The organism is Porphyromonas sp. C0026D3 (genome assembly GCF_056590775.1).
Genome location: NZ_JBWPWU010000002.1, coordinates 58,272 through 78,894, shown reverse-complemented (window position 1 = coordinate 78,894; position 20,623 = coordinate 58,272). Strand labels below are relative to the sequence as shown.

The 20,623-nt window shown below is 48.3% G+C and carries 15 protein-coding genes; all 15 read right to left on the bottom strand.

The features are described 5' to 3' along the window. Positions 1–13: 13 nt before the first annotated feature. A complete protein-coding gene (locus tag AC1EK1_RS01900) occupies positions 14–1,108 on the bottom strand; it encodes an N-acetylmuramoyl-L-alanine amidase family protein (RefSeq protein ID WP_480305359.1) in 1,095 nt (364 codons plus the stop codon). Then, positions 1,105–1,746 (bottom strand): pyridoxamine 5'-phosphate oxidase, encoded by a 642-nt coding sequence (gene pdxH, locus AC1EK1_RS01895; RefSeq protein ID WP_480305358.1) that lies wholly within the window; start codon positions 1,744–1,746, stop codon positions 1,105–1,107. The genes AC1EK1_RS01900 and pdxH overlap by 4 nt, the downstream gene beginning before the upstream one ends. 24 nt (positions 1,747–1,770) lie before the next feature. Then, positions 1,771–3,279: a TrkH family potassium uptake protein gene (locus AC1EK1_RS01890; protein WP_480305357.1), complete on the bottom strand. Its 1,509-nt coding sequence runs from the start codon at positions 3,277–3,279 to the stop codon at positions 1,771–1,773. A gap of 6 nt (positions 3,280–3,285) precedes the next feature. Continuing rightward, positions 3,286–4,629: a Trk system potassium transporter TrkA gene (gene trkA / locus AC1EK1_RS01885; protein ID WP_480305356.1), complete on the bottom strand. Its 1,344-nt coding sequence runs from the start codon at positions 4,627–4,629 to the stop codon at positions 3,286–3,288. Beyond that, complete coding sequence (gene dxs / locus AC1EK1_RS01880; RefSeq protein WP_480307223.1) at positions 4,626–6,569, bottom strand: 1-deoxy-D-xylulose-5-phosphate synthase; 1,944 nt, start codon at positions 6,567–6,569, stop codon at positions 4,626–4,628. Before dxs ends, trkA begins: the two co-directional genes overlap by 4 nt. Positions 6,570–6,853: 284 nt before the next feature. Beyond that, positions 6,854–8,482 carry a M16 family metallopeptidase gene (locus AC1EK1_RS01875; protein ID WP_480305355.1) on the bottom strand — a complete coding sequence of 543 codons (1,629 nt, stop codon included), beginning with the start codon at positions 8,480–8,482 and terminating at the stop codon, positions 6,854–6,856. Next, complete coding sequence (locus AC1EK1_RS01870; RefSeq protein WP_480305354.1) at positions 8,445–9,692, bottom strand: M16 family metallopeptidase; 1,248 nt, start codon at positions 9,690–9,692, stop codon at positions 8,445–8,447. Before AC1EK1_RS01870 ends, AC1EK1_RS01875 begins: the two co-directional genes overlap by 38 nt. 15 nt (positions 9,693–9,707) lie before the next feature. Next, positions 9,708–10,442: a tRNA (adenosine(37)-N6)-threonylcarbamoyltransferase complex dimerization subunit type 1 TsaB gene (gene tsaB, locus AC1EK1_RS01865; protein ID WP_480305353.1), complete on the bottom strand. Its 735-nt coding sequence runs from the start codon at positions 10,440–10,442 to the stop codon at positions 9,708–9,710. Beyond that, positions 10,442–12,793 (bottom strand): type I DNA topoisomerase, encoded by a 2,352-nt coding sequence (gene topA, locus AC1EK1_RS01860; protein WP_480305352.1) that lies wholly within the window; start codon positions 12,791–12,793, stop codon positions 10,442–10,444. The genes tsaB and topA overlap by 1 nt, the downstream gene beginning before the upstream one ends. Before the next feature lie 143 nt (positions 12,794–12,936). Continuing rightward, the gene (locus AC1EK1_RS01855) at positions 12,937–14,310 is read right to left on the bottom strand and encodes a membrane dipeptidase (protein WP_480305351.1); all 1,374 of its coding nucleotides are present in this window, start codon (positions 14,308–14,310) and stop codon (positions 12,937–12,939) included. Positions 14,311–14,392: 82 nt separating this feature from the next. Continuing rightward, complete coding sequence (gene gyrB, locus AC1EK1_RS01850; protein WP_480305350.1) at positions 14,393–16,360, bottom strand: DNA topoisomerase (ATP-hydrolyzing) subunit B; 1,968 nt, start codon at positions 16,358–16,360, stop codon at positions 14,393–14,395. 555 nt (positions 16,361–16,915) lie between these two features. Further along, entirely contained in the window at positions 16,916–17,296 is a 381-nt protein-coding gene (locus AC1EK1_RS01845; protein ID WP_480305349.1) for a Rid family detoxifying hydrolase, read from the bottom strand. Between the two features lie 23 nt (positions 17,297–17,319). Further along, positions 17,320–18,063, bottom strand: a complete 744-nt coding sequence (rlmB, locus tag AC1EK1_RS01840) for a 23S rRNA (guanosine(2251)-2'-O)-methyltransferase RlmB (RefSeq protein WP_480305348.1) — start codon at positions 18,061–18,063, stop codon at positions 17,320–17,322. Position 18,064: 1 nt separating this feature from the next. Further along, positions 18,065–19,738 (bottom strand): DNA repair protein RecN, encoded by a 1,674-nt coding sequence (gene recN, locus AC1EK1_RS01835; protein WP_480305347.1) that lies wholly within the window; start codon positions 19,736–19,738, stop codon positions 18,065–18,067. Next, on the bottom strand, positions 19,735–20,622 hold the full coding sequence (locus AC1EK1_RS01830; protein WP_480305346.1) for a type IX secretion component PorD family protein: 888 nt from the start codon (positions 20,620–20,622) through the stop codon (positions 19,735–19,737). The genes recN and AC1EK1_RS01830 overlap by 4 nt, the downstream gene beginning before the upstream one ends. Position 20,623 lies beyond the last annotated feature (1 nt).

Sequence of the window (20,623 nt, the reverse complement as noted above, 5' to 3'; positions counted from 1 at the left end):
CTGTGGCGTCTTTTTAGTAATAACTTCCGACTTTGTTTCCGGTGGAGTCAAATCCAACAATGAAGCAATCCTTGAATTTTTTTCGGAGCTCAATCTGGTACTTCTTGGCTTCTTGGAGGTCCGGGGTATCATAGATGGTGTATTTGTAGTACTTACCCTCCTTGTACCACTTCACCTGACCCGCATAGTCTCGGTAAATCTTGGAGCCGGATGGTAGGCGCCGTGTATCAGCTATGACCTGTATGCGGTAGGTGATCGTACTCTCTGTCGGAGTGCTTGCTTCCGGCTTTTTCCCTTCCGAGGGTGCCGGTGTCGTGGTTGTAGGCGAGACAGTCTTGCCACTCCTGAGTGCCACGTCCGTCTCGTACTTGACTATTGCGGAGGCTATGTTTTTGGCCAATGTGTTCTGACCGCTTTGGGAGCACATATAGCTCTCTTCATCGGGGTTGGTGATGAATCCCAATTCAATAAGGATGCTCGGCATTGCGGCTTTTCGTAGCACTAGGAATCCGGCTTGTTTTACTCCCCGGTTGTCTCTTCCTGCACTGACCAGCCCCCCTTGCACAAGTTGTGCAAGGCGAATACTGGAATCAAGGTGTTTGTTTTGGATAAACTGAAATATGATGTACGATTCGCTCGACTGTGGGTCAAAGTCCTCATACTTGGTCGAATAGTCTTTCTCAAGTAGGATGGCACTATTTTCTTTCATGGCTACCTCCAGGTTGTCCTTGGAGCGGTGAAGTCCTAGTACATAGGTCTCGCTTCCTCTGACAGACCTACTTTTTGTGGCATTGGCATGAATGGAGACAAATAGGTCGGCATGCTTTTTTATGGCGTAGTTGGCGCGCTCGTCCAGTCCAACAAACTGATCCGTGGTTCGCGTATAATAAACCGTGATGTCGGGCCTTTTTTGTTTTAGTTGTTCCCCAACTTTTAGTGCAACAGCCAGGGTAATCTCTTTTTCTTTGGACGTACGACCCTTTGCGCCACCATCGTGTCCGCCGTGTCCGGCATCTATGACGACAATGAAATGCCCATCTTTGTCTCGTCCAAATGCACTTGGGACGAGTAGTATGAGTGAAAGTAGTATGGAAATAATTCTTTTCATGGTGCTATGCGAAATAATGACCATGTCTTGTCTTCTTGAAGCTCGTAGAGAAAGCGGTCATGCAACCTGCTTTCGCGTCCCTGCCAAAACTCAATACGTCGAGGGGTGACCTCAAAGCCTCCCCAGTTTTCCGGCCTGGGAACATCAAGCCGATACTTGAGTGCCTCTTTAGCAAAGGCGGTGATGATGAACATACGGTTGGGGATGATCTTGCTCTGTGGCGAGACTCGTGCCCCAATCCTACTTTTGTACGAACGCTGGGCAAAATAGGCATCAGAAACCTCCGGTGCTACCGGCTTGCACACACCTTCTATATGTATCTGACGCTCTAATTGGTGCCAGAGAAAAGTGAGGCTGACTTTTGGATTTTCTCTGATCTGCTCTCCTTTTCGACTCGAGTAATTGGAGTAAAAAATGAAGCGCCCATCATGTATCTCTTTCAAAAGCACTGTACGTGTCGAGGGCTGTAGGTCAAGCCCACATGTCGCAACAACTACGGCCGTGGGCTCAATGACCTTTAGCCTGATGGCTTCTTCGATCCAGCTTTGGCATTTCTCGATGGGATCTGCCGGCATGTCTTTTCTAGAGAGGTTGCCGACTTTGTATTCCCGCCGTATGTTTTGTACTTCCAGATCCATTTTTTTAGTTATTTGGCTTGCAAGTTAGTTTTTCCAAAAACTTGGGTGTAGTATGGTCAATAAAGTGAATATCTCTAATCTGCCCATCACCATAAGGATAGAAAGAAAAATCTTGGTGGCTCCGGATAATGCCCCAAAGCCAACCATTGGTCCAATCTGCCCCAAGCTACCCCCGGAGTTTGAAACACATGACACAGCTCCGACAAAGGACTCCATGAAGCTATACCCCTCTATGGATATGACAAGGGCACCAACAATGATCAGCCCCGTGTATGCAAATGCAAAAGTGGCAACCTGTTGTACAATATCGGCACTCAGTGCTTTCCCGCTAATCCGTACCGGAATAACTGCATTTGGGTGCGTCCTTTTTCTCAGCTCTACCCCAAGGCTCTTGACCAAAACTTCCAAACGAGCGACCTTTAGACCACCTGATGTGGAGCCGCTACAGCCGGCTATAAACATGGTTAGGAATGCAATGATCGCAAAAAATGGGCCCCAATTGTTGTAGTCATCAACGGCAAATCCGGTACTTGTGATGAAACTAATAACCTGGAAGGTACTCCGTCGTAATGCACCCCAAAAGCTATAAGCACTGATATTGTTGGAATAGAGAGCTATCGCACTGGTGATGGAGAAGAATGCGATCAATGCAATAAACCACTTAAACTCACTGTCCTTTCCCAATCTTTTGGGCTCTTTTCTTGCAATTGTAAAGTATAGTGTCGTGAAGTTTATTGCTCCGATCAGCATGAATAGCATCGCAATTGTCTCAACGTACTCTGAGTGCCACCATGATATCGAAGTACTGCGAGTGCTGAACCCTCCGGTAGAGATACTGGTAAGCGCATGGCAGGTGGCGTCAAAAAAGCTCATCGGACCAACCCAAAAAAGTAGGGTTGCCATAGCTGTCCCCACGACATACATTCCGATCAACCACTTGGCCATGACACCAATGCGTGGAGTGAATCGCTCGTGTGTGACTCCCGGTGTTTCGTTATTGAAAACTCGACCGGCATTTTCGCCCGTCATCGGTACAAGTGCAACCATGAAAACGATGATGCCTATGCCTCCTTCCCATTGTGTGATGGAGCGCCATAGCAATACACTCTTGGGGAGTGACTCGATGTCGGACAGAACGGATGCCCCTGTGGTGGTGAATCCTGATATGGTCTCAAAAAAAGCGTCTGCCGGAGTCTGAGCATATCCACCAAGGTAATAGGGAAGCATGCCGATGACAGAGACGATAAACCAGCTGAGGGTCACCGTAATCATGCTCTCCCGTCGCCCCGTATGGTAGTCATCGCTATGCCTACCTATCTGAACCAATGTGATGCCAGCGAGTAGCATCATGCCCATCGTGACCAGAATCGGTGTCTGTCCCTGATCGTGGTAATATATGGATACACCCAATGCCAGAGCCAAAAATGCTACCTGGAGCAAACAGAGTATGCCTATTACAGCAGATACGAAACGGTAGTTCAGGCTTTTGGTGGCTCTTTTGCCCTCTCTGATATGTGATCGAAATCGTACCATCTCCTTCTATCCAAAGAATTTCAGAATCTGGCTTGCCGGAGTGTCGAGTGTGAATACCATCACAGAGTCCCCGGGTTGGATTTGGGTATCACCATCTACCAGCATTACCTTTCCGTCACGCATATATCCTCCAAGGGTAATGGTGCGAGGAAATTTCAGGTTGCGTATGAGATCCTTAGTGATCCGAGATCCTTCTTTTACATGTAGCTCGAGGACATCTCCTTTCCCTACGGATAGAGTCTTGGCGTTGGAGATATCTACTTGTAGCAGGTGTCTGAAAATAGCCGACGCCGCGATGAGTTTTTTATTGATCAGATTGCCGATTCCCATTTGGTTGGCCATGTCCAAATAGTCGATGTTTTCTATCTGGGCTACAGATCTTGGTACTCCGAGCCTTTTGGCATTCAGGGTGGCAATCATATTGCTCTCGGAGTTGCTGGTGAGTGCCAAAAAAGCCTGTGTGTTTCTGATCCCTTCGGATCGGAGTAGGTCTGCGTCTCGACCATCTCCATGTATGATGAGTGTATTCTCACTGATCACCTCAGAGAGTTTCTTGCATTTTTCGTAATCCTTTTCTATGATTTTGACGCTCCAATCTGCGGGAAGTTGCTCTGCTGTGCGTAGTGCAATCCTACTTCCGCCCATGATGATCACTTTGCGCACATCTATCTCTTGTTGGCCACAGTATCTGCGCACAATGTCAAGTTTTTTAGGCTCTGTCGTAACCAGAACAATATCATTTACATGGATGACATCGTCTCCTCCGGGGATTATTGTTTCATCATCTCTGATGATGCTGACGATATGAAATAGTTTTTGCTCCAAATAGCTGAGCTCTAGCAGTTTTTTGCCGGCTAGTGGTGAGTAAGGGCCTACGCGTACAGCCACTAGGTCTAGGTTCCCATTGAAAATGCTCCAATACTGCTTGGTCCATGGGAGCTTTAGTCCGTTGACAATTTCTTGAGATGCCAGGGCTTCCGGATAGACCATGTCGTCTATACCCAGCGCATTGAAGTACTCAATGCTGTTGCTCTGTAGGTACTCGCTATTATTGATGCGGGCCATGGTCTTGGCTGCTCCCAGTTTGCTGGCTAGCATGCATGCCACGATGTTGGAGCTTTCTTCGGGGGTTACGGCTATGAACAGCTCGCTACCTCCGGCATTGGCGTGACTAAGATCTTGCACGGAGGTCGGATTTCCGATCACCGGCATAATCTCAAGGCTGGCATCGTAGGCAAACTCTACTCTGGCCGGATCTTCATCCATCAGGACGATATCATGATTTTCGCGGGACAATAGTGTTGCGAGATGTGTTCCTACCTCTCCTGCTCCTGCTATGAATATCCTCATATATTCGTTTCTGAGTAAAGCTTACGTACTTTGTTTGCAATGCTTTCAGGGTCGATGCCCACATACGACTCTTGGAGTGATACCGAGCCATGTCGTACGAATTGATCCCTCACCCCCATCCTATGAACATGGGTGTCTGTGCCTAGGTCCGAATAGTATTCAAGGATGGCACTACCCATCCCCCCTGCAAGTGAGCCATTTTCGATAGTCACAATATGATCATACTTCGTGGCGATGGTTTGTAGCAACTCTTGGTCAAGGGGGTTGACGAACCTAAGATTGATATGCCCGGCGCTAAACCCCTCGGCCTCTAGGAGATCCAGTGCCTGCTTGGCGTTGTTGCCGATAGGCCCATAGGTAATGACGCATACCCTCTCCCCCTTTCCGAGGACTTGTGCTTTCCCGATCGGAAGTTCCTCAAAGTCTGTACGCCAATGTCCATTGGATCCCTTCCCTCTTGGGTATCGGATGGCTATAGGGCCAATTTTGCCAACCTGCTTGTATGCGGTGTACATCATTTGGCGGAGCTCTTCCTCATCGTAGGGTGACATTAGGGTCAGCCCGGGGATTGTCCTGAGGCTTGGAATGTCGTAAAGTCCGTGGTGAGTCACACCATCTTCTCCCACCAAGCCGGCACGATCTAGACAAAGGATGACAGGTGCTTGCTGCATAGCAATGTCGTGTATCACTTCGTCGTAGGCTCGTTGCATGAATGACGAGTAGATGCAACAAAACGGGATCATTCCTCCCATCGCCAGACCGGCGGAGTAGGTGGCCGCATGTCCTTCTGCTATGCCTACATCAAAGACACGATCCGGGTATGCTTTCATCATCTCGCCGAATGAACTTCCACTTACCATCGCAGGAGTCACACCGACGATGCGGTCGTCAAGCTGTGCTAGCTCCAAGAGTGTTTTGCCAAAGACGTCTTGAAACTTTTCCGGCTCATCAGGTTGTTTGGCGACTTGGATTCGTTCGCCAGTCGTCCGATCAAAGACACCGGGTGAGTGCCAGACCACCGCATTTTCTTCGGCTGGTTTGAATCCCTTTCCTTTTTCGGTCTTGAGGTGCAATAGCTTGGGGCCCTGAAAGTCCTTGAGTATATTTAGACGTTCGATCAAGTCGAGTACATTGTGCCCATCTACCGGCCCAAAGTAGCGAATGCTGAATCCCTCAAAAATATTGGGTTGTTCTCCGTTGATCAACCCTTTCAGACTATTATGCACACGCTGAATGTTCTGCTTGCGTGTCTCATTGATGAGGTTGAGTTTTTTCAACCCCTGATAGCCTTTGTCGCGGACGGTGTTGTAGAGTTTGTTCGTCGTCAGGTCTACAAGATACTTACTGAGTCCTCCTGTGATTGGGTCAATTGATATGTGATTGTCATTTAGGATAATGAGTAGGTTGTTGGGCTGTGAGGCAACATTGTTTAGTCCCTCAAATGCCAGCCCACCTGTCATAGCGCCATCACCGATGATGGCGACTACCTTGCCTTTTTTTCCACTAAGGTGGTTGCTTACAGCCAAGCCAAGTGCCGCCGAAATGGAGTTGGACGCATGGCCCGACACGAAAGAGTCGTATGGGCTTTCCGATGGATGTGTAAAGCCCGATAGCCCCCCCCAATGGCGAAGCGTGCTAAAACTGTCTCGCCTTCCGGTAAGGATCTTGTGCGGGTAGGATTGGTGTCCTACATCCCATACTAGTTTGTCCTCAGGCGTGTCAAAGACATAGTGTAGTGCCACGGTTAGCTCCACCACGCCAAGACCGGCCGCCAAGTGTCCGGGAGTTTGGCTTAGGATATCAAGCATGTATGCCCGGATCTCTTGGCAAAGGTCCGGTAGCTGATTGAGCTCTAGTTTTTTTACATCCGCCGGCGAGTCGATCTTACTGAGCAGCGGGTACTGAACATCCATTCTATCCATTGATACAAAGGTACTCATTTCCGCCCATTCGGTGGTAGACCCAAATGATTATTGACCTACTCGTTTGGACAAAAAGTAGGCTGGAAGGACCCCTTTTTTGTCGTTTTTTAGGGTTGGTCCTAAGTTCCTAAGTCTGTGTGTGTTGCACGGACGAAAAACTTTGACGGATAGAAGCGTTTTGTTTTACGGATAGAAGCAAAACTTTTCACGGATAGAAGCGTTTTGTTTTACGGATAGAAGCAAAACTTTTCACGGATAGAAGCGATCGCTTAGCCGGATAGAAGGAAAATGGTCCACCCGTATTAAGCTTGCTTGAATAGGTCTTTGGGTGAGATCTCTTGGTGGGTATAGCTAGTTTTTAGGGAGGCAAGGTCAATGGCTTGGGTATTACCAACTACGGCACAGGCTAGAGGTTTATTAGCGATGTGTTTGTTGTAAAATGCACTCAGATCCTCGAGACTGGACTGCTCGCTGATGTCCAATAGTTCCTTTGCGTAATCGTCTTTGTACCCTGCTCGGATAAGGCTGGCGATACGAGTACTCTTTTTCCGCAATGTGGGATAAAGCCTTCCGACGTTACTCCGGATCTCGTTTTGCGCGTTTTTGAAGCGCTCAATAGTTAGAGACAGATCATTTAGGATATGGGTGAGCAGCTGTATAGCTTCGGCTACTTTGTCATGCTGGGTACTCATGCCGATGAGTAGATGTGCAGTGTGTGCGGAGTCTACCGGCTGTGGCCTGATAAGCGTACACCAAACATAGTAGGTCAGGGAGCGGTACTCCCGTGTCTCCTGAAAGAGTACAGAACCCATACCACCTCCGAGGTAGTGGGAAAAGAGTGTCGCTTGTCGAAGATCTTTGGGTGAGAGATGCCCAAGCGAAAGGTAGGACCGAATGACTGCTTGTGTGGCATCCGAGTCGTGGAAGGTGTAGATACTAGGCTCAGCGATTGGTTGAGCATCTAGGTATATGGGTGGCTCTGCAGGCTTGGGTGTTGCTTGCGGAGGTGGAAGCATTTGGCCAATGACTTTGGCTACAACCGTTTGGGAAAGAGAGCCTGAGTAATGGATGTCCACTTCCGTTGCCAGTAGTTCTTTTAGCTCCTTTTGAAGGTCTTGGAGGGTTATTTTGTTTGCTTCATCCGGGCTAAGTGCTTGTCGGTATCCTGCTTTTGTGCCAAACCTTATGTAGCTGGTGAGCCAGTCACATAGTGTCTCCGGGGTGGTCTTGCTGATCTCATCAGCGAGTAGGATCTCGTGCCGGACTTCTTTTAGGGCATCTTTGTTTTCCTCCGGAGCCCTAAGGTAGCCACTAAGCAGATCCATACTCTCGCAAAAGTATTTGTCGGATCCCTTTAGCTCAATCGTAAAGCTGAGATCGTTTGTGCTAAATGAGAGTGTCGCCCCGTACTGATACAGGCGGTCGTAAAATGTCGCGGCTTCCAGCCCCGCACCGCCTACTTGCTCCAAGTAAGACGCTAAAAGATCAAGGATAGGGTGTGTGTACTCACTTCTATGGTAGATGAGGGTGAGCTGAAAAAGGTCATTGTATGGACAGTGGGTGTAGTAGAGCGTGGTGCGTGGTCGTTCGCTGAGAGCCAGAGTGTCCTTGTCTTGATTGAGGTTGAGGGTACGTATCTCCCTTTGCCGGTAGGGAAGCGTCTGGAGTTGCTTAGCGAAAAGCGAAGTCGCATTTGCGGAAGTCCCTGTCACTGGGGTGTATGGAGGCTTGGGCAGTGAGGTGTTGGGGTATCGCCCTAGGATTTTGGTCACTTGTAGTTGATCTTGCCCAAGGTATTTGTTGGCGATGTCGGTTAGTTCGCTCTTCGTCATTTTCTCTAACCGATCGAGCTCTTGTTCAGTCTCTTTTAGAGTAGAGTAGGAGGCAAATAGGTTAGGTCTGTCGAGCTTTCGGATTTTCAAAGATCTCATATTGATGGCGGAGTAGGGCAAGCTTGGCTTGGCTAAACAACTCATCACTAAAAGTACCCTCTTTTACTTGCTTGATCGCTTGCTTGAGTTCGGACTGGGCTTGCTGTCCGGATGAGGTCCCGTCCTTTGGTATTGCCATGATGCCAAAAAATCCACAGTCATTCAGTGAAAAACATGTGGATGTCGCTGATGTTGCTTTTTGGCTGAGTACCATTTTGTCCAGCAATCCGGTTTTGCCACTGTTGTTGAGCAGTGCGCCAATGAGTTGGAGTGGTAGCTGGTCAGGGTGGTTGTTGGGTACTGTGTGCCAAAGTGTCCCCACGACATTTAGGGAGGGGGTGGGGTACATGATTTCAAAAACTTCTTGGCCTTCAAACCGAGCTGGAGGACCGTAGGTTGGGCGAGAGGGTTTCCCTGGCTTTACTCTGCCAAATGTTTCCTCCAAGAGTGGCAAAAGCTGGGATTTCTCGGGAAGGTCTCCCGAAAGAATCACCGCCATGCTTCCTGCTGTGTAGTAGGTGTCAAAAAACTGTTGCATGGCGTTTAGGTCAGGTGTCTTTAGGGCCTCTGTACTGCCAATGATCGGGAATTGGTAGGGATGTGGAGCAAAAACACGGTCAAAGAGGTGCTGAGTGGCTGAAGTGACCGGGTTGTTGGACTGCATGTTTTTTTCCTCGTACACAGTCTCTAGTTCGCTCTGAAAGAGTCGAAATACAGGTGCCACCAGTCGCTCAGAGTATAGAGCACACCAATGCGCTAGGTACTCAGGCTGAAATGAGTTGTAGTAGGTGGTATAGTCATAGGAGGTACCGGCATTGAGTTCGGTACCACCATATTTTCTGATCAGGTTGCTGAAGTCATTGGGTATCGCATAGGCTGAGGCCTCTATATTCAGCCTGTTGATGGTCTGCTGGATTAGGTCTCGCTCTGTCTGAGTCCTCGCTTTTCCCAGTAGGGCGTATTGGTCTACAATTTTGTCAAGGAGCGTTTTTTCGGAACTGTAGTCGGTTGTGCCAATTGTGGTTGTCCCCTTGAACATCATGTGCTCAAAGTAGTGAGCAATGCCACTATTGGGTGAATCTTTCGCTCCCGCTCGTACAACCACAGTCCCTCTGGCCAAGGGTTGTGTAGTATCTCGGATAACCCATACGGTCAGTCCGTTCTGTAGGGACAACTCTTCATAGTCACCCCCGACCTTTAGTGTCTTCATGCTGTCAGCGAAGCGTTAGCGGTTGGGTGAGCTACTCGCCAGTACTTTGTTTTGGCTCATCCTGGCTACATACTCCTTGAGGTAGTACGGCTCCCAGTAGGCAATGTCGACGACTTCTCCTGCTTGGATCTTTGCCAATCCCGGAGTCGCCATTGCTTTTGCATGCGGAAGTATATTGGGCAAAAAGTGGCTGGTGGGCACTTGCGTGCTGAGTATTTCTTGTGCTTTTTCGGCTCCTGAGCCAAAGTACACAATACGCCTGCCCTTTGCGTATTGATCCAGCTCTTTGACGGTTGTTTCGTCGGTAAGAATCGCTGCTTTGACTTCCGATAGTGCGCTTCCTTTGTGATCGTACAGTGCAGTGTACACTTCCATACGTCGGGCATCAATCATTGGTAGTAGCAGCGTGGTTTCATCTAGGTCACTATCCTGACATATAGCGGTATGTACGAGCACCTCGGTAGTCGCCATGGTTGCCAATGGAATTTCTAGTGTCCAGCATAGTCCTTTGGCATACGCAGCGCCAATCCGTAGCCCCGTGTAACTACCCGGGCCTTCAGCGATCGCTACTCCGCTGAGCGACTTTTTCGGAATAGAGGATAGTAGCTCGTTGATATAGTTTGCCAGGACTTCGGCATGTTTGTTGCCTCGGAAGTCTTCTCGAGTGTCAAGTACTTGAGCATTTTCGTCACAGAGTGCTACTGAGCAGACTTCGGTAGAGGTGTCGAGGAGTAGGTAGTACTTAGCCATCACTTTTTGGACTTTTGGGACTTGGTTGTTTTGGTTGAGTTGCTGCGCTTGGATGTTGTCGCCTTCCCCTCGTTTGATATGATTGTGAGTGCTAAATCCTCTGTGAGGTCGGTGGCATTTTGATCCTTCGGGATCTTGTAGTTTTTCCCTTTGTACTTGATGTATGGCCCGTATCTACCATTGAGTACTTCGATTACATTATCTCCACTGCCAAACGTAGCGATATACTTGTTGCGCTCTTGTTCTTTTTTGTGGTTGATCAAGGGGATTGCTTCCTCGAGTGTAATCTTGTATGGGGATAGCTCTTTGGGGATGCTCACGTACATTTTGCCAAACTTGACGTATGGTCCAAAGGGTCCAATATTTACTAGGAGCGTATCGCCTTCGTATTCACCGATCTCACGGGGAAGGTTGAAAAGTTTTAGAGCTTCCTCTAGTGTAATGGTCTCAATGGACTTGTCTTTGGGCAACGAGCTAAACCTAGGCTTGGGAGCACCTTCTTCTGACTTTCCAATTTGGATCATAGGACCATATCGGCCGATCTTGGCAAAAACAGGTTCTTGGGTTTTGGGGTCTATGCCTAGTTCGCGCTCGCCAATGCGATGCTTCCCTTTTTCGGAAATGACTTTCTCTATGTTGTTGTGAAAGAGCTCGTAAAAGGTGGCAATGACACTCGTCCACTCTTTCTTTCCTGCGGCTATGTTATCAAACTCCTCCTCAACATCTGCAGTGAAATTATAGTCCAAGACTTTCGGAAAGTTTTCGACCAAAAAGTCTGTTACCACTAGCCCGGTGTCCGTCGGAAACAGTTTGTTGCGGTCTGCTCCGTATGTCTCGGTGCGGGTGTGTTGAGATAGCTTCTCGCCTTTCAGCTTCAATTGCATAAAGTCTCGTTTTTCGCCATCAATAGACCGGGTCTCTATATACCCTCTCTTCTGTATGGTTTGGATGGTAGGAGCATAGGTGGAGGGGCGTCCGATGCCAAGCTCCTCCATCTTTTTTACGAGACTGGCTTCGGTGTAGCGTGCCGGGCGTTGGTTGAATCGCTCAGTCGCTGTGATGAGATTAGGGGTGACGCGATCTCCCTTGGTCAGCATAGGGAGGAGATTGGTGTCTTCATCGGTGTCGGATTCGTCGTCTGTTTTTTCTAGGTATACTTTCAGAAATCCATCAAATGTGATCACCTCGCCTTTAGCTACGAAAGTGATACCGCTGTCGCTGTCGATATTGACTTGGGTACGCTCCAGCTTGGCGTCCGTCATCTGTGTGGCTAGCGTCCGCTTGCGAATCATTTCGTATAGCTTGCGCTCTCGTATGTTGTTTCCGGCTATTGGTACAGAGATGTTTGTCGGCCGTATGGCTTCGTGTGCTTCCTGTGCGCCTTTGGTATGGGTCGAAAAGTTACGTGCCTGTACGTACTCTTTGCCAAATTCTTTTTCGACCTCTGCACAAGTTGATCCTATCGCAAACTTGGAGAGATTGACAGAGTCCGTACGCATGTATGTAATGTGTCCGGCTTCGTATAGCCCTTGTGCAAGTCTCATGGTCTCCCCTACAGAATACCTTAGTCTCCTGGAGGCTTCCTGCTGTAGCGTGGAGGTCGTAAACGGTGCGGCCGGCTTTCTCGTCACCGGCTTGATGTCTATATTCCCTACTGTGTAGTGATTGCCTTTGAGCGAGCTTAGTAGTCTTTCGGCTTCTTCTAGGGTTTGGGGTCTAGCGATGATCTCGGCACTAAATGTTTCTCCTTGATCGGTCGTAAAGTCGCCTACTATACGATAGCTGCTTTCGGCTACAAATGACTTGATCTCTCGTTCGCGTTCAACAATGATACGTACGGCCACAGACTGGACTCGTCCAGCTGAAAGATTTGGACGAATTTTACGCCAAAGAACGGGAGATAGCTCAAAGCCAACTATGCGATCCAGTACCCTTCGTGCTTGTTGAGCATCCACCATCTTGAGGTCGATGCTACGAGGATTTTGTAATGCACCTTGTATGGCAGATTTGGTGATCTCGTGGAATACGATGCGGTTTTTCTGGGACTGATCAAGTCCTAGTACCTCTGCCAGATGCCATGCAATGGCTTCTCCTTCGCGGTCTTCATCGGAGGCTAGCCATACGGTTGTTGCTTTCTTGGCGGCTTTTTTTAGGTTATCGACTACCTTTTCTTTGTCCTCGGATATCTCGTATTGTGGTACGAAATCATTTTCAATATCTATGCCCATGCCTTTCGTTTTGAGGTCACGAATGTGCCCAAAACTAGAGAGTACCTGATAGTCTTTGCCCAAAAAACCGGCAATGGTTTTTGACTTCGCAGGTGACTCTACTATGACTAGGTTGTTTGCCATATCGTTGTACTTCGACTTTTTCGTGCTGTTGATGGGGCGTTTTTGAGCCCCCGATTGATCTGTGTGCAAAAGTAATCAAACTTTCTTACACTCTTCGTTCAAAGGTGACTTCCTCCATTTTATTTGTCGCATCCATTCACTACTTAGTCATCGGAAAGACGCTCTAAATGTGTCTCGTTGTCGGTCAGGACATCCAGGACGTTTCGTCCTAGGATGGATGCTATCTTGAATGCCGGCATCCCCATCCGACATAGTTCCATGGTCACCTTCATCAGCATAGCAGGAGTGTTTACCCCCGACCAACGGTGGGTACATAATCCGGTGGAGATGCCGATGTGAGGGTATCCGCAGAGTGCTTCTACATGTGCGACCATCTTGGCCAAGTCTTGAGCATTATTGTCGGGGGCCTCTCCAGGCAGTGTGAGCATCAAAACTCCACCTGCTTCGGTGATTTCTTGTAGGATCCTGTCGGACCGTATCAGAGTAGATGAGTGATTGGCAAATTTTTCACAGACTACTCCGGTGTCGATCACCGGTTGACTACTTATCCGGAGTATTTCTCGCGTACTTTGGGCATCGCATCCGGAGATATCTATGGTCATGCCGAGTTCATTCATCTGCTCGATCATCTTTTTTTCTTCTCGACTCAGTGGTGTCGAGAGCCGTCCGGTTCTTTGGCTCGTAGCCCTTAGGGATAGATATTTTATTTGCAGTGCTGAAAGATCAGATAGCTGCTTTTGACTAAGAGGCGTCTCTGTCGTTTCCAGCCCCAAGATCACGGCTTTCGAGCCGGTGAGCTGATAGCTCAGGGCATCATCAAGGTCCGAGACGATCTCGATGGAGTTGTCCTTGGCACGTAGCTCTCTTTTGGCCTTTTCTATCTTTTCTGTCAGGCAGAGGTGCCCACTCTGTTGATCTCTATCAACAACAGTGACGCATAGGTAGTCTATACCACCATCGACTAATGTGGCGTGTAGTGGTCTGCCAAGTGGATCTATCAGTCTATGAGTCGGAGTACATCCAGTTAGGACCACCTCACTGTCATGTAGGTCGCGAGCCACGTGGTAGTGCTGTGCTTGGCTGATCAGTTGATGGATTACTTTGTCGTTGAGGCTGTTGATGGTTGGTACACCAGCTATCAAATAATCGGTGTTGAGATCCGTTAGTTGGACGCTTTTGTCGGAAAAACCGTAGGGTATTGAGAGGGTATCCAGTACTTTACCAATCACTATAGTGGGCACTCCCAGCCTCAGAGTGGCGATAATCGCATCGGTCACTTGATTTTGTGTGGATGTATCGGACTCACTTTGGAGAAGTATCACCCCATCGCATCGGTATAGGATGCTTAGCAACCTCGTACTATCCGCTAGGCCCGGTATCAATACAGCAATTCCGCCGGCTTGTCGGACCTTTGGCAATATCTGGGTTATCACTTTTTCGCACTCATTGGATACGACCCCGATGAGGGGGCGTTCTTCGGATGCATAGGAGGTGTCCGTTAGCAAGTGTTTTGTCATATCTCTCCAAAAAAAAAATTGAGAAGAGAGGGAGCTTCAAAGACTCCCTCTCTTCCATATCTATAGTGCTATCGTCTTTTGTCTAAGCATCAACTGTTGCATAAGTCGCATTGTCTTCGATGAATTCGCGTCGGGGCTCGACGTCTTCTCCCATAAGCATTGAAAAGACCCTGTCGGCTTCCACTGCATTTTCTATCTGGACTTGTTTGAGGTGGCGTTGGGTAGGGTTCATTGTTGTCTCCCATAGTTGGTCATGATCCATCTCTCCCAAACCTTTGTATCTCTGAGTGACGATCTGCGACTCATCTCCATCTGCATACCTTTCAATAAACGCCTGGCGATCAGCATCGTTGAAGCAGTACTCTTTTACATCTCCTTTGCGACACTGGTAGAGTGGAGGGGTTGCTAGATAAATGTACCCTTTCTCGATAAGAGGACGCATGTGACGGAAAAAGAAGGTCAGCAACAAAGTGGCAATATGCGCTCCATCGACATCGGCATCGGTCATGATCACTACTTTGTGGTAGCGGAGCTTTGTGAGGTTGAGTGCCTTGGGATCTTCTTCGGTACCGATACTAACTCCAAGAGCTGTGTACATGGACTGAATCTCGGCATTTTCAAAAACTCGGTGAGGCATTGCCTTCTCTACATTCAGGATCTTTCCTCTTAGGGGAAGGATGGCCTGAAACATGGAGTCTCTTCCCTGCTTGGCTGTACCTCCTGCAGAGTCTCCCTCGACGAGAAACAACTCACACACCTCTGGATCTCGGCTGCGACAATCCACCAGCTTGCCAGGGAGACCACCGGAAAACATAGGCCCCTTGCGCTGTACCATCTCTCGAGCACGCTTTGCGGCAACTCGTGCCTTTGCGGCAATGACGACTTTGTCGACAATCATGCGAGCTTCTCTGGGGTGTTCTTCCAGGTACTCCGCCAATGCATCACCGACAGAGGAGTCTAGGACCGAAACGATCTCCGAGTTGCCCAACTTTGTTTTGGTTTGACCCTCAAATTGTGGCTCTGCAACCTTGATGGATATTACTGCAGTCAGCCCCTCTCGAAAGTCATCTCCGGTTACTTCTACCTTTTCTTTTTCCAAGATTCCGGAGTCGTCCGCATACTTCTTGAGCGTACGTGTCAAGGCGCGCCTAAACCCGGTGAGGTGGGTGCCACCCTCTATGGTGTGGATATTGTTGACGTAAGAAAAAACATTCTCATTGTACGTCGTATTGTAGGTCATGGCCACTTCTACGGGGACACCGTTTCGCTCGGTTGTGAAGTGAATGACGTCCTCTATGAGGTTTTCCTTGGAAGCATCAAGGTAGCGTACAAAGTCTTCGAGCCCGTGTTCGGAGTGGTACTTCTCAGTTTTGGGATTTCCCTCTGCGTCACGGTTGCGAAAATCTGTGAGTGAAAGAGTGATACCGGCATTGAGAAACGAGAGTTCCCGCAGACGTTCGCTGAGCGTCTCAAAGTCGTACTCTGTTGTCGTAAAAATAGTACCGTCCGGCTTGAATGTGATGGAGGTTCCGGTGCGGTCGGTCTCTCCGATCACCTTGACCGATTCTTCGGGCACACCTCGGTGGTACTGTTGCATGTAAATCTTTCCATCACGGTATACCTCTGCCCTCAGCATGGTGGACAGGGCATTCACACAGGAGACACCCACACCGTGAAGACCTCCGGAAACTTTGTAGGATCCTTTGTCAAATTTTCCTCCGGCGTGAAGTACGGTCATAACCACCTCAAGTGCAGACTTGTGCATCTTTTGGTGCATATCCACCGGAATACCACGACCATTGTCGTGCACAGAGATTGAGTTGTCCTCGTTGATCTCCACTTCAATATGCGTGGCGTATCCCGCCATTGCCTCATCTATGGAGTTGTCGAGAACCTCGTTGACCAAATGGTGGAGCCCTTTCGAACTAATATCTCCAATGTACATGGCCGGTCGCTTGCGAACCGCTTCCAGCCCCTCAAGTACTTGTATGTTTGAGGCTCCGTAGCCATTTGTGCTCCCCTGCGCAACAGGTTGATTTACTTCGCTCATTCTTATGTAGTTTTGATAGTATACTCTGATTACCCTTCCTTGGGGTCGAATACAAAGTTACCAAAAAAAAAGCACCTCGCTTTCGGTAGCATGTTGCCTCATCACTGTCTGTATTGAGGAGTCGGTGGATAAAAACTAGGACCAAAGAACATACCTGACAGATCACCTATTAATTCTATGTCTGATGGGTAAAAGCAACAATCCACCTAACCAATCCTCGTTTTTTCTTCTATTCATCAAACCGATCGCTTCTATCCGTGAAAACTTTCGCTTCTATCCGTGAAACAGATTGCTTCTATCCGTGAAAAACACACCATCGTGCAATCGCTTGATTTTCACGTGTTCGCAGAGAGGAAATTTCGGGTGTTGTATTTTTTCGTTTTTTTGTGTCAAGGTGTTGATGATTAGAGGAATAGGGAGGAGTAGAGCTTTAGCGGTGTTTCCCTCTATTGGCAATATTTATCCCCAAAAGTGTGTGTTTAGTGCTTCGGTCTCCAACAGAGAACTCGAAATACACACTTTTGGGGATATACTACCGGTTTGGGAGATGAATTGTTACTCAGCGGCGATGACTTCTATTTCGACCAGTCCTCCGCCGGGTAAGTTTTTTACCGCAAAGGCGGCCCGAGCAGGGAATGGTGCCTGGAAATGCTCTGCATAAATGGCGTTTACTTTCGCAAAGTCATTGATGTCAGTCAGGAAAACGGTTGCTTTCACGACGTTGGAAAAAGTCATTCCCGCTTCGGTCAGGATGGCATTGAGATTTTTGAACACTTGGTTGCACTGGCTCTCCACATCGTTGCCGGCCAGTTTCCCTACTGCCGGGTCAATGCCAAGTTGTCCCGACACGAATAGTAGTCCATTGACTTTCACGGCTTGTGAGTACGGACCGATAGCCGCCGGAGCTTTCGGAGAGCAAATAATTTCTTTTTTCATAACTTGGTGATGTTTGAGGTTTGTTAGTTATTTGATTTTCTGTTGCGTACGGCTTCATATAAGAGTATCCCTGCCGCAACAGAGACGTTTAGGGATCCTATTTCGCCATAGAGAGGAATCCTGATGAGTTGGTCACACATCTTGAGCGAAGTGGTCGACAGTCCACGATCCTCAGCTCCCATAATCAGTGCGATAGGACCACTGAAATCAGCAGAGTCCATGAGCGCAGTTGATTTTTCGGTTGCACCAATGAGGGTGACTCCTGAGTCTTTCAGGTACTTTAGTGTCTCGTCGATCGAACGCTCGCGACATACCGGTAGTCGAGATAAAGCACCGGCGGACGTTTTGATGGCATCTGCTGTGACGCTGACGGAGCGTTGCTCAAAGATGACGATGGCATCCGCTCCCACGCACTCACATGTTCGTGCAATGGCCCCAAAGTTTCGGACATCGGTAATGCCATCTAATACTACGATGAATGGGTTGCGCCCTTTTTCATACAAAAATGGAATAATGTCCTCCAGCGTGTAGTAGTTTGTTGCTGACTTGATGGCGATTACTCCTTGGTGGTTTTTTCGAGTCAGGCGGTTGAGCTTTTCGATAGGTACTTTCCGTAACGGAATGCGTTGGTCACCAATGGCTCTTATGAGCTCCGACATTTGGTCGCTATTTGTTTCGCGCTTGACAAAGATTTGGTCAATCTCTTGTCCTGCGGCGATAGCTTCGCGTACGGCACGTATGCCAAAGATCATTTGGTAATCTTTCATATTATTTCTTTCTACTGGTTCCTAATAGTTCGCGAGCATTGCTTATGGCCGCCTCTGTTAGTTCGGCCCCAGAGAGCATTGTCGCAATCTGCCTGACTCGATTCTCTCCTGTTACGGGGATAATATCGGTCTGATAGTCGTTTTCTCCCTCTGTTTTTTGGACTACCAGTTGATGATCTGCCAAGGCCGCAATCTGTGGTAGATGGGTGATGCACAAGACTTGGATACTCTGACTAAGGCGACACATGACATTTCCCAATCGTCCGGCTATCTCACCACTTACTCCCGTGTCTATCTCGTCAAAGATAACCGTAGGCAACACCGTTTTTTTAGCCAATATGGTTTTGAGGGCTAGCATAAATCGTGAGACCTCCCCACCGGATGCTATTTCGTGAATGGGCTGTAGGTGTGTATGTTTATTGGTCGCTAGCATGAAGGATATTTCGTCGGTCCCGGTCGGCGTGAGTGTTGCCACTGTGCGTATGTTGACATCAAATGTTGCTCCGGCTATGCCGAGTTCTGTCATTAGTGTGTGTAGGTCGGGAAGAAGATCTTGTGCCGCTTTTGAACGACTGTCGTGGAGTGCTTTTGCCAGCGAATCAGCTTGGAGGTATAGACTTTTTACTTGGCTCTCCAGTAACTTTAGGTTTTCATCTGAGAAGGAGATTCGGTCAAGTTGAGACTTGTAAGCATCACGAATCTGAATGAGCTCTGTGTCGGTCTGGACATTGTGCTTGTACATCAAGGATTGCAGGAGGTCCAGTCGTTCTTCAAGCCTTTCTTTTTCTTTTGGATCTAGGTCAATGTTATCTCGAAGTATATCTGCCTCATGGATCACGTCTACCAGCTCGATGCGAAGTGATGAGACACGATCAGCCAACTCAGCTACTTTGGTATGGTGTGTCGACTCTCTTGCCAGTTGTCGGGAGACCATGATGATTTGCTCTTCTATACTTGGTGTCTCACCATGGTCGTCCCCCAATGCCACCAAAGCAGAAAGTGTCTCAATGATTTCTTGGACATGCTGGGCTGCAGAGAGTTGGTCTTCTACTTCAGTTAGTTCACCCTCCATCAGGTTGGCATCATCCAGTTGTGCAAATTGAAATCTGATAAAGTCTTCTTCTTTTCTCTGGCTCTCGATCAGTATTCGCTCTTCCTTTAGTTTTTTTTCGGCTTCACGATATTCGTTATATGAGTTTTGGTAGTCGTGAAGTAGCTTGTCGTTTCCGGCAAGCGTATCCAGCACAGAAAGCTGAAAAGCGGGATTCCCGATCAGCATATTATGGTGTTGGGAGTGTATGTCTACGAGGTACTCTCCGATTTGCTTGAGAATATTGGCTGTGACCGGTGTGTCGTTGACAAAAGCTCTACTCCCGTTGGGTGTCAGTTCACGTCGAAGGATGCAAGTCTGGGAGTAGTCTAGATCGTTGTCTTCAAAAAACCTCTGGATTTCCGGTTGATTTTGGACACTGCATTCTGCTTCGATGATGGCTTTTTTAGCTCCTAAACGTATGGCCTTTGACTCGGCACGTGCACCTAAAATAAGGCTAATAGCTCCTATAAGGATGGACTTTCCGGCACCAGTTTCACCTGTTATGGCCGTAAATCCTGGGCGTAGGTCAATGGAAAGTTCTCGGATAAGGATGAAGTCCTTTATGTAGAGGTGGCAGATCATTTTAGTAGCGCGGTAGTATAGGGAAATAACTGTGAAATATAGGGTTGGGCCTTGGCTTGGTTGGTCTGTGGCATTGAACCATAGAGTCTGGCAATCTCTGTGCTTTTTGTGTCACGGAGAAGCTGATACAGTGTGTACAAGTGGTTTTCAGAGTTGAGCTGAGCCAATTCTCCAAGAATAAATACTAGGTTTGAGTATCGCTTCGGGTTATCTGTCGCATCCACAGCTTCCAAATGATACATGAACCACAGATCTCTAAAGCGATCACCCCACTCACAAAAGATCTCTGGAAGCAATGCCTGAGGGTGGAGTGGAGGTAGGGCGGTGTTTGCTGAGCTTTTCCATGCCATGTCGTACTGCGCTTGCTTCTTTTGGAGGACTTCCCAAAAAGGATCTCCCCCATAGCTATCCATAGAGTCGTAGTATAGTGCTAGAGCAATGTAGGTGTAGTAATGCAAGCGGAGATAAAATAGGTCCTGGATTGATCCGACGTCTGTGTAGGTGTACACTTGCGAGGGCTTGTAGTCAATGTGGATATTGGGCTCATATGCGATGAAGATGAGTGTCTCCTCGTCTTGCTCAAAGATTGGGCGAAAGGCAGAGATCCGAAGGTCTGCAATGTACTCAGTCCCAATGACCTCTTTCATCGCAACATCTACCCTGTACGTAATTGGAACTATGGGGACTAGGTCAATTGACGCATCTGTCATCCGAAAGGAGCGGAGATAGGTGCTGATCTGTTGTGAAAACCCCGTTAGGCGGTTGGCGTCTTGATCCGATAGGGCATCCAGGTGGACCTCCACAACCGGCTCAATCCATCCTTGCGCCATAAGTTGCTGAACACTAAATAATAGAGCCAATAGAGCCAATATCGTAGTACGCATA